The organism is Streptomyces sp. NPDC059524, from assembly GCF_042749255.1.
In the GTDB taxonomy this organism is placed as follows: domain Bacteria; phylum Actinomycetota; class Actinomycetes; order Streptomycetales; family Streptomycetaceae; genus Streptomyces; species Streptomyces xanthii.
Genome location: NZ_JBHYTK010000136.1, coordinates 1 through 14,156, shown reverse-complemented (window position 1 = coordinate 14,156; position 14,156 = coordinate 1). Strand labels below are relative to the sequence as shown.

General features: G+C 71.8%; 12 protein-coding genes. 9 read left to right on the top strand and 3 right to left on the bottom strand.

Going from position 1 to position 14,156, the window contains the following annotated elements; genetic code table 11:
* Positions 1–129: 129 nt before the first annotated feature.
* Together disA and radA are read right to left on the bottom strand one after the other, a co-directional pair.
* Positions 130–1,254: a DNA integrity scanning diadenylate cyclase DisA gene (disA, locus tag ACFW9D_RS29660; RefSeq protein ID WP_188338309.1), complete on the bottom strand. Its 1,125-nt coding sequence runs from the start codon at positions 1,252–1,254 to the stop codon at positions 130–132.
* Between the two features lie 80 nt (positions 1,255–1,334).
* Positions 1,335–2,744: a DNA repair protein RadA gene (radA, locus tag ACFW9D_RS29655; RefSeq protein WP_188338310.1), complete on the bottom strand. Its 1,410-nt coding sequence runs from the start codon at positions 2,742–2,744 to the stop codon at positions 1,335–1,337.
* 199 nt (positions 2,745–2,943) lie between these two features.
* On the opposite strand from radA, the gene ACFW9D_RS29650 reads away from it, so the two are divergent.
* A complete protein-coding gene (locus ACFW9D_RS29650) occupies positions 2,944–4,776 on the top strand; it encodes a hypothetical protein (RefSeq protein WP_384626864.1) in 1,833 nt (610 codons plus the stop codon).
* Between the two features lie 14 nt (positions 4,777–4,790).
* On the opposite strand, the gene ACFW9D_RS29645 is transcribed toward ACFW9D_RS29650, so the two are convergent.
* Positions 4,791–5,639 (bottom strand): hypothetical protein, encoded by an 849-nt coding sequence (locus ACFW9D_RS29645; protein ID WP_384626860.1) that lies wholly within the window; start codon positions 5,637–5,639, stop codon positions 4,791–4,793.
* A 92-nt stretch (positions 5,640–5,731) separates the two neighbouring features.
* On the opposite strand from ACFW9D_RS29645, the gene ACFW9D_RS29640 reads away from it, so the two are divergent.
* The 8 genes from ACFW9D_RS29640 (at position 5,732) to proC (ending at position 13,768) form a co-directional block, all read left to right on the top strand.
* A complete protein-coding gene (locus tag ACFW9D_RS29640; protein ID WP_188338313.1) occupies positions 5,732–6,664 on the top strand; it encodes a Ppx/GppA phosphatase family protein in 933 nt (310 codons plus the stop codon).
* Between the two features lie 413 nt (positions 6,665–7,077).
* Positions 7,078–7,902, top strand: a complete 825-nt coding sequence (locus ACFW9D_RS29635; RefSeq protein WP_188338314.1) for a sugar phosphate isomerase/epimerase — start codon at positions 7,078–7,080, stop codon at positions 7,900–7,902.
* On the top strand, positions 7,899–8,504 hold the full coding sequence (locus ACFW9D_RS29630; protein WP_384626857.1) for a TetR family transcriptional regulator: 606 nt from the start codon (positions 7,899–7,901) through the stop codon (positions 8,502–8,504). Before ACFW9D_RS29635 ends, ACFW9D_RS29630 begins: the two co-directional genes overlap by 4 nt.
* Positions 8,505–8,598: 94 nt before the next feature.
* The gene (ilvD, locus tag ACFW9D_RS29625) at positions 8,599–10,452 is read left to right on the top strand and encodes a dihydroxy-acid dehydratase (protein ID WP_188338316.1); all 1,854 of its coding nucleotides are present in this window, start codon (positions 8,599–8,601) and stop codon (positions 10,450–10,452) included.
* A gap of 58 nt (positions 10,453–10,510) precedes the next feature.
* A complete protein-coding gene (locus ACFW9D_RS29620) occupies positions 10,511–11,002 on the top strand; it encodes an EamA/RhaT family transporter (protein WP_223206090.1) in 492 nt (163 codons plus the stop codon).
* Between the two features lie 340 nt (positions 11,003–11,342).
* On the top strand, positions 11,343–12,143 hold the full coding sequence (locus ACFW9D_RS29615) for an ABC transporter ATP-binding protein (RefSeq protein WP_188338317.1): 801 nt from the start codon (positions 11,343–11,345) through the stop codon (positions 12,141–12,143).
* Positions 12,140–12,877, top strand: coding sequence for an ABC transporter permease (locus tag ACFW9D_RS29610; RefSeq protein WP_384626852.1), 738 nt, complete (start codon positions 12,140–12,142; stop codon positions 12,875–12,877). Before ACFW9D_RS29615 ends, ACFW9D_RS29610 begins: the two co-directional genes overlap by 4 nt.
* A 60-nt stretch (positions 12,878–12,937) precedes the next feature.
* Positions 12,938–13,768, top strand: a complete 831-nt coding sequence (gene proC, locus ACFW9D_RS29605) for a pyrroline-5-carboxylate reductase (protein ID WP_188338319.1) — start codon at positions 12,938–12,940, stop codon at positions 13,766–13,768.
* The last annotated feature ends 388 nt before the right edge of the window (positions 13,769–14,156 follow it).

Sequence of the window (14,156 nt, the reverse complement as noted above, 5' to 3'; positions counted from 1 at the left end):
GGTCGCGCGCGCCCACGGGGGGGGCCCCCCTCGCGCGAGCGCCCCACCGGCCCACGCCCCCCCCCAGCTACCCCACAGGGGGGGGGGGCGGGGGCCGCCCCCCCCCATATTTCACGTCACCTCGCGGAGCTACACGTACCGCTCCAGGATCGAGGACTCCGCCAGCCGGGAGAGCCCCTCGCGCACGCTGCGCGCGCGGGCCTCGCCGACGCCGTCGACCGTCTGGAGGTCGTCCACGCTCGCCGCGAGCAGCTTCTGGAGCCCGCCGAAGTGCTCCACGAGCCGGTCGATGATCGCGCCGGGCAGCCGCGGCACCTTGGCCAGGAGCCGGAAGCCGCGCGGCGACACCGCCGAGTCCAGGGCCTCCGGAGAGCCCGTGTAGCCCAGGGCGCGGGCCACGATGGGCAGTTCGAGCAGCTCGCCGTGGTGCAGGGAGTCCAGCTCGGCCAGCGCCTCCTCGACCGTGCGGGACCGCTTGGCCGTCGGGGCCGGCACGTAGTCCCGTACGACGAGCTCGCGCTCGGGCTCGACGCCCGCGATCAGCTCGTCGAGCTGCAGCGCGAGCAGGCGGCCGTCCGTGCCCAACTCCACCACGTACTCGGCGATCTCGGTCGCGATCCGGCGCACCATCTCCAGGCGCTGCGCGACCGCCGTCACGTCCCGGACCGTCACCAGGTCCTCGATCTCCAGCGCGGAGAGCGTGCCGGCGACCTCGTCGAGGCGGAGCTTGTAGCGCTCCAGCGTCGCGAGCGCCTGGTTCGCCCGCGACAGGATCGCGGCCGAGTCCTCCAGGACCCGGCGCTGTCCGTCCACGTAGAGCGCGATCAGGCGCATCGACTGGGAGACCGAGACGACCGGGAAGCCGACCTGCTTGCTGACCCGGTCCGCCGTGCGGTGCCGGGTGCCGGTCTCCTCCGTCGGGATCGTCGGATCCGGGACCAGCTGCACGCCGGCCCGCAGGATCTTGTCCAGGTTCGAGGAGAGCACGATGCCGCCGTCGAGCTTGCACAGCTCGCGCAGTCGCGTCGCGGAGAACTCGACATCGAGGACGAATCCACCCGTACACATCGATTCGACCGTCTTGTCCGAACCGAGGACGATGAGACCGCCGGTGTTGCCACGGAGGATGCGCTCCAGGCCGTCACGCAGGCCGGTACCGGGTGCCACGGCGCTCAGTGACGCGCGCATCAGGCCGTCCGCACCGGAACTCCCTCCGGACTTGCCGGGAGCTGACGCCCGGTCGTTGGCTGCCACTGCACTCCTCCGGATCGCAGACTCTGGGGTGCCCTGGGGTTCCTTCGCGTTCGCACGCACGGGCGAGACCAGGGCAAAGTCTACCGGCGCTCCTCCGCCTCCCGTGGGGCCTCTCGCCTACGGCCCTTCGGCAGCACCCGCAGCGCCTCTCCCATGTCCGCGACTTCCAGCACCTTCATGCCCGGAGGGATCTTGCCCGGGTCGGCCGGGACCAGGGCGTGCGTGAAGCCCAGCCGGTGCGCCTCGGCCAGCCGGCGCTGCACCCCCGTGACCCGTCTGACCTCGCCCGCGAGGCCCACTTCGCCGATCGCCACCAGGTTCTTCGGCAGCGGGGTGTCGCTCGCCGCGGACGCCAGCGCGAGCGCGATCGCGAGGTCCGCGGCCGGCTCCGACAGCTTCACGCCGCCCACCGTCGCCGAGTAGATGTCCCGCTTGCCGAGCGCGCTGATCCGGCCGCGCTGCTCCAGCACGGCCAGCATCATCGAGACGCGGGACGTCTCCAGACCGGAGGTCGTACGGCGGGGGGACGGGATCTGCGAGTCCACCGTCAGCGCCTGCACCTCCGCCACCAGCGGGCGCCGGCCCTCCAGGGTGACGGTCAGACAGGTGCCCGGCACCGGCTCCGCGCGCCGCGTCAGGAACAGGCCGCTGGGGTCCGCGAGTCCCGTGATCCCCTCGTCGTGCAGCTCGAAGCAGCCGACCTCGTCCGTCGTCCCGTACCGGTTCTTCACCCCGCGGACCAGGCGCAGGCGCGCGTGCCGGTCGCCCTCGAAGTGCAGCACCACGTCCACCAGGTGCTCCAGGAGGCGGGGGCCGGCGATCGCGCCGTCCTTCGTCACATGGCCCACGAGGAGCGTGGACATGCCGCGCTCCTTGGACGCGCGGATCAGCGCGCCCGCCACCTCGCGGACCTGCGCCATGCCGCCGGGCGCGCCGTCGATCTCCGGCGAGGCGACCGTCTGCACCGAGTCCAGGATCAGGAGGGACGGCTTCACCGCGTCCAAGTGGCCCAGGACCGCGGCGAGGTCCGTCTCCGCCGCCAGGTACAGGTGGTCGTCGATCGCCTTGATGCGGTCCGCGCGCAGCCGTACCTGCGACGCCGACTCCTCACCCGTCACGTAGAGCGTCTTGTGCTCCTCGCTCGCGGACTTCGCCGCGACGTCGAGGAGGAGCGTCGACTTGCCCACGCCGGGCTCGCCCGCGAGCAGCACCACCGCGCCCGGTACGAGGCCGCCGCCGAGCACCCGGTCCAGCTCGGGCACGCCGGTGGGGCGGGCCGTGGCCTGCTTGCCGTCGACCTGGCCGATGGGGAGCGCGGACGTCGTGACGCGGCCGGGGGCGGTCGTGCGGACCGCGGGCGCGCCGTACTCCTCGACCGTGCCCCACGCCTGGCACTCGGCGCAGCGGCCGAGCCACTTCGCCGTCTGCCAGCCGCACTCGGTGCAGCGGTACGACGGTCGGTCCTTGGCGGATTTGGTACGGGCAGCCATGCCCCGAACCGTAGCGGGCGGCACTGACAGCGCCCCCGGCGCGGGCGCGGTGGTGAACGCTTTCGTCGCCCCGTGTAGGCGCGCTGGCCACGGAATACGGGCTTCCTGTCCCCTTTTGAGGGATCGTTTCACCCGTAAGGATTAAATGTGCTCAAGGCGCCGGAGAGGGCCTGCACCGGCCCCTACGGTCGCACAGGTGATGAGCAGCAGGCCGGAACCCTCCACGCACACCACCGGCGCACACCGGGCGCACCGCGCCGGGGCGAGGCGACCGGCGCCGCGCGCTGTTCCGCAGCGCCCGCCCGCGCGCTACGAGCCCTGTCTCGACGGCCTCTTCACGTACTGCCTCTCCGTCCTGTGCGATCACGACGAGGCGATCGCCGCGCTCGGTGACGCGCTCGCGCTCGCCGAGCGGCGGGGGAGCCGGGCGCCGGACGCCGCCGCGGACCGGCGGGCCTGGCTGTACGCGCTGGCCCGGTGGTCGTGTCTGCGGCGGATGGCGGAGGCCAAGCGGAGGCGGCAGGGGGCTCATGCCGCCGGCTCCGCCTCTGCGGTCGGCTCGGGTTCCGGTTCTCGTTCGGGCTCGGGCTCTCGTTCGGTCTCGGGCTCGGACTCGGGCTCTCGGTCCGGTTCTGGTTCTGGGGCCGGTTCGGCTTCCAGCTCTGGTTCCGGTTCAGCTTCCGGCTCCGGTGCCTCGCCCTCGGCTTCGGAAGAGCGCCGCCGGCAGCTCGCCCAGCTCGCCTGGCCCGAAGCCGCCGGGACCACGCCCGAGCAGCGGGAAGCCCTCGAGCTCGCCGTCCGGCACCAGCTCTCGCCCCGCGAGGTCGCCGCCGCCCTCGGCACCGATCCCGCCGTCACCCGCGAGCTGCTCTCCTCCGCCGCCTGCGAGGTCGAGCGGACCCGCGCCGCGCTCGCCGTCGTCGAGACCGGCACCTGCCCCAGCGTCGCCCGGCTCACCGGGGACAACCAGCTGCTGCTGTCCGCCGCCCTGCGCCGCGAGCTCGTCCGCCACGTCGACGACTGCCCGCGCTGCCGCCGCACCGCCGAGCGCGCCGCCCCCGGCGCCTGGCCCGGCACCTCCGTCACCCCCGCCGCGCTGCCCCTCGTCGAGGCCCCGCGCGCCGCCCTGCACCAGGCCATGCACGCCCCGCACCCGGGCGCCCCGCGCTTCGACCGGCGCGGGTTCCCCATGGATCCCAAGGACCGTGCGGCCCGCCGTGACCGGCTGCGCTCCCGCGCGGTCACCACCACCGTCGTCGCCACCGTCGTCGCCGCCCCGGTGCTCGCCCTGTGGGCCGCCTACCGCGGGCCGCAGACCGGCGAGGGCACCGACGGCCGTTCCGTCAGCGCCAACGAGGCGGGTGTCGGCGAGCTCGACGGGGACCGCGCGGGCGGCGCGTACGAGAACGCGGGCAACGCCCGCACCACCCCCGACCCGCACTTCACCGACAGTGCCGGGCACCCCTCGGACGTCTCCGTGGAAGTCATCACGCCGCCCTCCCGCGGCGCCCACGGCCCCGGGCGGCTCACCGTCGAGGCCCAGCCCAGCGGTGACGTCACCCTCATCACCCTGACCGCCTCCGGCAGTTCCGCCGTCGACTGGTCCGCGTCCACCGGCGCCTCGTGGCTGTATCTGAGCCGCTCTTCGGGCACGCTCCAGCCCGGCGAATCCGTCACCCTCCAGGTCTACGTCGACCACCGCACGGAACCGGCCGGGCACTGGAGCGCCCGCGTCGCCGTCGACCCGTCCGGCGCGGTCATCTCCATCGAGGGGTACGGGAGTTCCGCGACCGCGGGGCCGGGGCCGACCGGGGCGCCCGGTCCCGGGCCGGGGACCTCCGACCCGGGGCCCACGCCGAGCGATCCGGATCCGACGCCGAGCGATCCGTCGCCCAGCGATCCGACCCCGAGCGATCCGGATCCGACGCCCAGTGACCCGTCGCCGAGCGATCCCGACCCGACCCCGAGCGACCCGGATCCGACGCCGAGCGACCCGACGACGCCCGGTGACCCGGCGCCCTCGACGTCCTGAGCGTCAGCGGGGCGTCACACCGGGTCCGCCGGGTGCGGGGCCAGCAGGGGCAGCTTCTTGCGGGCGCCCGCCAGACGCTCCTCGCACAGCTCCACCAGCTTCGCGTAACCGGCCTCGCCCATCAGCTCCGTCAGCTCCGGGCGGTACGACACGTACACCGGGTCGCCCGCGCCGTGCGCCGACGTCGCCGAGGTGCACCACCAGTGCAGGTCGTGGCCGCCCGGGCCCCAGCCCCTGCGGTCGTACTCGCCGATCGAGACCTGCAGCACCCGCGTGTCGTCCGGGCGGTCGATCCACTCGTAGGTGCGGCGGATCGGCAGCTGCCAGCACACGTCCGGCTTCGTCTCCAGCGGCTCCCGGCCCTCCTTGATCGCCAGGATGTGCAGCGAGCAGCCCGCGCCGCCCTCGAACCCCGGCCGGTTCTGGAAGATGCACGAGCCGTTGTACGGGCGCGTCTGGCGCTCCCCGTCCTCGTCCTTCGACACCCAGCCCGTCTCCACGCCCACGTCGTGGTGCTGCCAGATGTCCGGGGTGAGCCGTGCCACGTGCTCCGCCACGCGCTTCTCGTCGTCCTCGTCCGAGAAGTGGGCGCCCAGGGTGCAGCAGCCGTCGTCGGCGCGGCCGGCCTGGATGCCCTGGCAGCCACTGCCGAAGATGCACGTCCAACGAGAGGTCAGCCATGTCAGATCACAGCGGAAGACCTGTTCGTCGTCCGCCGGGTCCGGGAACTCGACCCATGCCCTCGGGAAGTCGATGGGCTTCTCGTCCGGCTGCTGCTGCTGCTGTCGAGTCGCGTCCTGCTTCTGCGGTGCCGACTTCTTTTTGTCGGCCTTGTCGGCCTTGGCCTTTTTCGTCTTGGGCACAGGTCCAGAGTAAGCGTGCGGTGACCCCTGCGAAGACCCCGGCACCCGCCTCGGGGGACCGGTCGGCGCGCGGGCGCAGTAGCGTTCCGTACATGAGACTCGGTGTCCTCGACGTGGGTTCGAATACGGTGCATCTGCTCGTGGTGGACGCCCACCCGGGCGCGCGCCCGCTGCCCGCGCACTCGCACAAGGCCGATCTGCGGCTCGCTCAACTTCTCGACGACCGTGGAGCCATCGGGGCCGACGGTGTCGAGCGGTTGATCGGTGTGGTGCGGGGGGCGCTGGAGGCCGCGGAGGACAAGGGCGTCGAGGAGCTGCTGCCCTTCGCCACCTCCGCCGTGCGCGAGGCCACCAACGCGGACGAGGTGCTGGCGCGGGTCAAGGACGAGACCGGGGTCGAGCTGCGGGTGCTCAGCGGGGCCGAGGAGGCCCGGCTGACCTTCCTCGCCGTGCGGCGCTGGTTCGGGTGGTCCGCCGGCAAGCTGCTCGTCCTCGACATCGGAGGCGGCTCGCTGGAGATCGCCTTCGGGATCGACGAGGAGCCCGATGCCGCCGCGTCGCTGCCGCTCGGCGCCGGGCGGCTCACCTCCGCCTGGCTGCCCGGGGATCCGGCCGACCCGGCCGATGTGAAGGCGTTGCGGCGGCACGTGCGGGCGCAGATCGCCCGGACGGTCGGGGAGTTCAGCCGGTTCGGGGCGCCTGATCACGTGGTGGCCACGAGCAAGACGTTCAAGCAGCTGGCCCGGCTGGCCGGGGCGGCGCGGTCCGCCGACGGGTTGTACGTGCAGCGGGAGTTGAAGCGCAGCGCCCTGGAGGACTGGGTGCCGCGGCTCGCCGCGATGACCACCGCGGAGCGGGGCGAGCTTCCCGGGGTGTCCGAGGGGCGGGCCGGGCAGTTGCTCGCCGGGGCGCTGGTCGCTGAGGGCGCCATGGACCTCTTCGGGGTCGAGACGCTGGAGATCTGCCCCTGGGCGCTGCGCGAGGGTGTCATTCTGCGGCAGCTCGATCATCTGCCCGGGGCCTGATCGCGCTTGAAGGGAGGGTGGCCGCCTGGGCTCTCCCGGCGGCATTCCCGTTCGCTCCGACAGGTGTCGGGGTGGGTTCGGGACCGTACGGGGCATGTCCGTGCTCGCCATCTCGAAGGCACCGTCCGCTGACACCGGTGCGGGGACGCCTGTGCTCGGTGCTGCGCGCGGACATGCCCCGTGCGGTCCCTGCCGTCTCGTACCCGTCCGGCTGTGGGTGGGGGTGCCTGCCGTCTCGTGCCCGTCCGGTTGTGGGTGGGGGGCCGGCCGTCTCGTGCCCGTCTGATCGTGGGTGGGTGGTTGTGCCCGTCCGGTCGTGGGTGGGTGTGCCGGTCGGGGGTGGGCGTCGTGAGGTTTGCCGCACGTTCCGGTGTGCGGGCCCTCTCGGGGAATCGGGATCGTAGTCTGTCCCCGTGGCAGAACCAGTGGTGCGCATCCCGGATGCGAAGGTCGCGCTGTCCACGGCTTCCGTGTATCCGGAGTCGACGGCTACGGCCTTCGAGATCGCGGCGCGCCTGGGGTACGACGGCGTCGAGGTCATGGTGTGGACCGACCCCGTCAGCCAGGACATCGATGCGCTGCGGCGGCTCTCGGACTATCACCGGGTGCCTGTTCTGGCCGTTCACGCGCCGTGTCTTCTCATTACGCAGCGGGTGTGGTCGACCGATCCGTGGGTGAAGCTGCAACGGGCCAAGTCGGCCGCCGAGCGGCTGGGCGCCTCGACCGTGGTCGTGCATCCGCCGTTCCGGTGGCAGCGGGGTTACGCGCGGGATTTCGTGCGCGGCGTGTGGCGGATGGCTGATGAAACGGATGTGCGGTTCGCCGTCGAGAACATGTATCCGTGGCGATATCGCGATCGAGAGATGCTTGCGTACGCGCCGGACTGGGATGTCACGAAGGACGACTACCGGCATTTCACCGTTGATCTGAGTCACACCGCCACCGCCCGGACCGACGCTCTGGAGATGGTCGGGCGGATGGGCGACCGGCTGGGGCACGTGCACCTCGCCGACGGGAACGGGTCCGGTAAGGACGAGCACCTCGTTCCCGGACGGGGCGGGCAGCCCTGCGCCGAACTGCTGGAGCGGCTGGCCGTGAGCGGTTTCGACGGGCACGTGGTGATCGAGGTCAATACCCGGCGGGCCATGTCCAGCGCCGAGCGCGAAGCCGATCTGGCCGAGGCGCTCGCCTTCACGCGGCTGCACCTCGCTTCCGCGGTGCGGGTTCCGGGGTCATGACCGTACGGCGCCGGGGGCGGCCCGCACGGAGCGAGGGCGGCGGGGCGCGGGAGCGGATCCTGGACGCCGCCCGTGAGGAGTTCGCCGAGCGGGGGTACGAGAAGACCTCGGTGCGGGGCATCGCCAAGGCCGCGGGGGTGGATTCCGCTCTGGTCCACCACTACTTCGGGACCAAGGAGGCTGTTTTCGCGGCCTCTGTGGAGGTGGCGTTCGCGCCGGCTCTGGGGGTGCCCGGTGTGGTGGAGGAGGGGCCGCTCGACGGGGTCGGGGAGCGGCTCACGCGGTTCGTCTTCGGGGTGTGGGAGAACCCCGTGACGCGGGCGCCGCTGCTGGCCATCGTGCGGTCCGCCGTCAACAACGAGACCGCCGCCGGTGTCTTCCGGCGACTGATCGTCGAGCAGCTGCTGGGGCGGATCGCCGGGCGGCTGGACGTGGCGGAGGGGGAGGCCGAGCTCCGGGTCTCGCTGGCCGCCGCTCAGCTGGTGGGGACCGCCATGCTGCGGTACGTGATCAAGGTGGAGCCGCTCGCTTCCGCCGAGCTGGAGGACGTGATCTCGCGGATCGCGCCCGTGGTGCAGGGGCATCTGAGCGGGGTTCAGTGAGACAGTCGTATCGATATGCGGACACTGTGTCCAGGGTGTGGAGCGGCGGCGTAGGCTCGTAAACAGTCTTTTCCGCCTTAAGGAGCGAGCGACGATGCCCGAGCTGAGGTCCCGCACAGTCACCCACGGTCGCAACATGGCGGGCGCACGCGCCCTTATGCGGGCCTCCGGTGTACCCGGTGCGGACATCGGCCGGAAGCCGATCATCGCCGTCGCCAACTCGTTCACCGAGTTCGTCCCCGGGCACACGCACCTGGCGCCGGTCGGGCGCATCGTGAGCGAGGCCATCGTCGAGGCCGGCGGTATTCCTCGTGAGTTCAACACCATCGCCGTCGACGACGGCATCGCGATGGGGCACGGCGGCATGCTCTACAGCCTGCCCTCGCGTGACCTCATCGCCGACTCCGTCGAGTACATGGTCGAGGCGCACTGCGCGGACGCACTGATCTGCATCTCGAACTGCGACAAGATCACGCCCGGAATGCTGATGGCCGCTCTGCGCCTCAACATCCCGACGATCTTCGTCTCGGGCGGCCCGATGGAGTCCGGGCGGGCCACGCTGGTCGACGGCACCGTGCGCACCCTGGACCTGGTCGACGCCATGTCCGAGGCCGTCAACGAGAAGATCTCCGACGAGGACATCCTCCGCATCGAGGAGAACGCCTGTCCGACGTGCGGCTCCTGTTCCGGCATGTTCACCGCCAACTCGATGAACTGCCTGACCGAGGCCATCGGCCTGAGCCTGCCGGGCAACGGATCGCTGCTCGCCACCCACACGGGGCGCAAGGCCCTCTATGAGCGCGCCGGCACCACCATCGTCGAGCTGACCCAGCGGTACTACGGCGACGACGACGCGAGCGTCCTGCCGCGCAACATCGCCACCCACGCCGCGTTCGAGAACGCGATGGCGCTCGACATCGCCATGGGCGGCTCCACGAACACGATCCTGCACCTGCTGGCCGCCGCTCAGGAGGCCGAGGTCGACTACAACCTCGACCACATCAACGCCGTCTCGCGCCGCGTGCCCTGCCTGGCCAAGGTCGCGCCGAACGTCGCCGGGTCGAAGACGTACTACATGGAGGACGTGCACCGCGCCGGCGGCATCCCCGCCATCCTCGGCGAGCTGTACCGCGGCGGGCTCCTCAACGAGGACGTGCACACCGTCCACTCCCCGTCGATCAAGGAGTGGCTCGACACCTGGGACGTGCGCAGCGGCAGCGCGACCGAGGAAGCCACCGACCTCTGGTACGCGGCCCCCGGCTGTGAGCGCTCCGCCACCGCCTTCTCGCAGTCCAAGCGCTGGGACTCCCTCGACACGGACGCGGCCGGCGGCTGCATCCGCGACGTCGCGCACGCCTACTCGCAGGACGGCGGCCTCGCCGTCCTGAAAGGCAATCTCGCGGTGGACGGCTGTGTCGTGAAGACCGCCGGTGTCGACGAGTCCATCTGGACCTTCGAGGGCCCCGCCGTCGTCTGCGAGTCGCAGGACGAGGCCGTCCAGAAGATCCTCATGAAGGAGGTCAAGGAGGGCGACGTCGTCGTCATCCGCTACGAGGGCCCCAAGGGCGGGCCGGGCATGCAGGAGATGCTCTACCCGACCTCGTACCTGAAGGGACGCGGGCTCGGCAAGGCCTGCGCGCTCGTCACGGACGGGCGGTTCTCCGGCGGCACCTCCGGCCTGTCGATCGGTCACGCCTCGCCCGAGGCCGCGGCCGGCGGCACCATCGCGCTCGTCCAGGACGGCGACCGCATCCGAATCGACATCCCGAACCGGTCCATCGAGCTGCTGGTCGGCGACGACGAGCTCGCCGCGCGCCGCGAGGCCCTGGGCGGCGTCTACGCCCCCAAGTCCCGCGAGCGCAAGGTCTCCGCCGCCCTGCGCGCCTACGCCGCCATGGCCACCAGCGCCGACAAGGGCGCCGTCCGCGACGTCTCCAAGCTGGGCTGACCGCCGTGTCCCGACCGGCCTGCGCCTCGCGCGGGCCGGTCCGGGGATAATCGGACCCGTGAGCGACGCACCCACGAACCCCGGCCCCCGTCCTGAGGCGATCCGTTTCTTCGGCACGTCCTGGGTCGATCACAGCGGTTCCTACCTGGTGACCCGTGTGGGCGCCGCTCTCGGTGCCCTCGCCCTGGCGGTCGCGGGCTGCTTCGTTCTCCGCTTCGCCTACGAGGGGCTGGCGCTGGCCGACGTCGGCGCGTTCGTCGAGGGCCTGCTGATCGTCATGTTCGCGGTGTGCTCCGCCTTCGCCTTCACACGGACCTGGAGCTCCTTCTCCCAGCGGCCCGACCCCGAGAAGCAGGCCTCCCTGCGCGGATTCCTGACCATCGGCTTCGTCGGCGTCCTCCTCGCCTACGCCCTGCGCTGCCTCACGGAGGCCCCCGGCGAGAAGCTGCGACGCCAGGAGTACGAGACCGCCGTCGAGCAGTACGAACGCCGTGCCGGCCGCCGCACCCGCAACCCCGCCAAGAAAAAGGGCCAAGGCCGCAAGGGCTGAGGGCTGACCGGCCCTCAGTACTCCGGTGCCGGGTACGCCTTTCGGTCACAGGTTGCGCGCTGTCGTCGCCGGGTGCCACGTCGTCGTGGCCGATCGCGCCCGCGCGGCGGAGCCGCACATGGATACAGCCCCGCGCCCCTGGCGGGACGCTTCCGTCCCGGAATCCGGCCTGTGCGGCATCCCTGCTCGGGGCACGCGTGGGGCAGCGCCGCAGCCCCGGCGCCGGGCGCCCCTTCAACAGGCCTCACCAAACGCACCGGACCCCCGCCGGAGGCCCCGGCACGCACCCCCGCCCCGGTCCTTGACGACATATACGCACCGGAGGACTATTCATCACGTGATGAATAAAAATCCGGACCCCCCGGACCCCGTCCGGGACCCCGTCACCCCCGCCATCCACGCCGCCGGCCTCACCGTCGTCCGAGGCCCCCACACCGTCCTGCGCGACCTCGACTTCACCGTCCGCCGAGGCCAGGTCACCGGTCTCCTCGGCCCCTCCGGATGCGGCAAGTCCACCCTGATGCGCGCCCTCGTCGGCACCCAGGCCAAGGTCGCCGGCACCCTGACCGTCCTCGACCACCCCGCCGGCCACGCCGACCTCCGCTCCCGCGTCGGCTACGTCACCCAGGCCCCGTCCGTCTACCTCGACCTCACCGTCCGGCAGAACCTCGACTACTTCGCCGCCGTGCTCCTGCCCGGCCGCGCCCGCGCCGAGGAACGCCGCGCCGAGGTCGAGCGCGTCCTCGGCGACGTGGACCTGACCGACCACGCCGACGCCCTGAGCGGCAACCTCTCCGGCGGCCAGCTCAGCCGCGTCTCCCTCGCCGTCGCCCTCCTCGGCACCCCCGAACTCCTCGTTCTCGACGAACCGACCGTCGGCCTCGACCCCGTTCTCCGCCGCGACCTGTGGAACCTCTTCCACCGCCTCGCCGAGCAGGGCACCACCCTCCTTGTCTCCTCACACGTCATGGACGAGGCCGAGCGCTGCCACCGCCTCCTCCTCATGCGCGACGGCACCCTCCTCGCGGACGACAGCCCCGACGCCCTGCGCACCCGCACCGCGACCGACACCGTCGAGGCCGCATTCCTCCAGCTCGTCGACGCGGCGAACGCCGCCCCCGCCACCCGGAGGCAGCCATGAACCCGTACCGCACCCTCGCCACCGCCCGCCGCGTTCTGCGCCAGCTCAGCCACGATCCGCGCACCATCGCCCTGATGCTGCTCGTCCCGTGCGTGATGCTCGTACTCCTGCGCTACGTCTTCGACGCGAGCCCCGCCGTCTTCAACTCCATCGGCGCCTCACTGCTCGGCATCTTCCCGCTCATCACGATGTTCCTGGTGACCTCGATCGCCACCCTGCGCGAACGCACCACCGGCACCCTCGAACGCCTGCTCGCCATGCCTCTCGGCAAAGGCGACCTCATCGGCGGATACGCCCTCGCCTTCGGCGCCGTCGCGGTCCTCCAGTCGGTCCTCGCCACGGCCCTCGCCCTGTGGGGCCTCGACCTGAACGTCACCGGCTCCGCCTGGCTCCTGCTCCTGGTCGCCCTCCTCGACGCCCTGATCGGCACCGCACTCGGCCTGTTCGTCTCGGCGTTCGCCGCCTCCGAGTTCCAGGCCGTCCAGTTCATGCCGGCCGTGATCTTCCCGCAGCTCCTGCTCTGCGGCCTGTTCACCCCGCGCGACCAGATGCAGCCCGTCCTCGAAGGCATCTCGAACGTCCTGCCGATGTCGTACGCCGTCGACGGCATGAACGAGGTCCTCCACCACACCGACCTCACCACCACGTACGTACGGGACGTCCTGATCGTCGCCGGGTGCGCGCTCCTCGTCCTGGGCCTCGGCGCGGCCACCCTGCGCCGCCGCACCGCCTGACCGCGTCCGACTGCCGGACAGCGCTCGGGCCGGGGCCGCGCCCGGTGCGAGGATGCCCCCATGAGTGAGACGAGCCAGCACCCCCGCCACAAGGTCGCCGTCCTCGGTACGGGCAAGATCGGTGAAGCCCTGCTCAGCGGAATGATCCGCGGCGGCTGGGCCCCGGCCGACCTCATGGTCACCGCCCGCCGCCCCGAGCGCGCCGCCGAACTCCGCGAGCGCTACGGCGTCACCCCGGTCACCAACCAGGAAGCCGCCAAGCAGGCCGACACCCTGATCCTCACGGTGAAGCCTCAGGACATGGGCACCCTCCTCGCGGAGCTGGCCCCGCATGTCCCGGCCGACCGCCTGATCATCAGCGGTGCCGCCGGCATCCCGACCACGTTCTTCGAGGAGCGCCTCCCCGAGAACATCCCGGTGGTCCGCGTCATGACGAACACCCCCGCGCTCGTCGACGAGGCGATGTCCGTCATCTCCGCAGGCACCCACGCCACGGCCGCGCACCTGACCCACGCCGAGGAGATCTTCGGCTCGGTCGGCAAGACCCTGCGCGTCCCCGAGTCCCAGCAGGACGCCTGCACGGCCCTGTCCGGCTCGGGCCCCGCGTACTTCTTCTACCTCGTCGAGGCCATGACCGACGCCGGCATCCTGCTCGGCCTCCCGCGCGACAAGGCCCACGACCTCATCGTCCAGTCCGCCATCGGCGCGGCCACGATGCTCCGCGACAGCGGCGAGCACCCGGTCAAGCTCCGCGAGAACGTGACCTCGCCGGCGGGTACGACCATCAACGCCATCCGCGAGCTGGAGAACCACGGCGTACGGGCCGCCCTCATCGCCGCCCTGGAAGCGGCCCGCGACCGCAGCCGTGAGCTGGCCTCCGGCAACAGCTGACGGCAACACCGTTTGACCGCACGACGGCCCGGGGCGGGAAGTTGACACGCCCCGGGCCGATCCGTAGTGTTCTCCGAGTTGTCCGACGTGAGCACCGACCCCGGTCGGTCCCCGGACAGCCATTCCGCAAGAACTCTTCAAACGCTCGACGAGCTTCGTCGTGCCGTTTGCGCGTGCTTTTGCGAAATGAGGAATCCACGTTCGAAAGAGCGGGACCCCGATTAGGTCGGGGGCCGGGACTCCGCTAAAGTCTCACCAGTCCGAACGGCCCAACGGGTCGCAACGACAAACCAGTTGACTGGGAATCAGGCCCGAAAGGATCTGATAGAGTCGACACCGCAGGAAGGCCGAAAGGCCGGAAAGCGAAAAAGCAAGACCAGCAAGACCC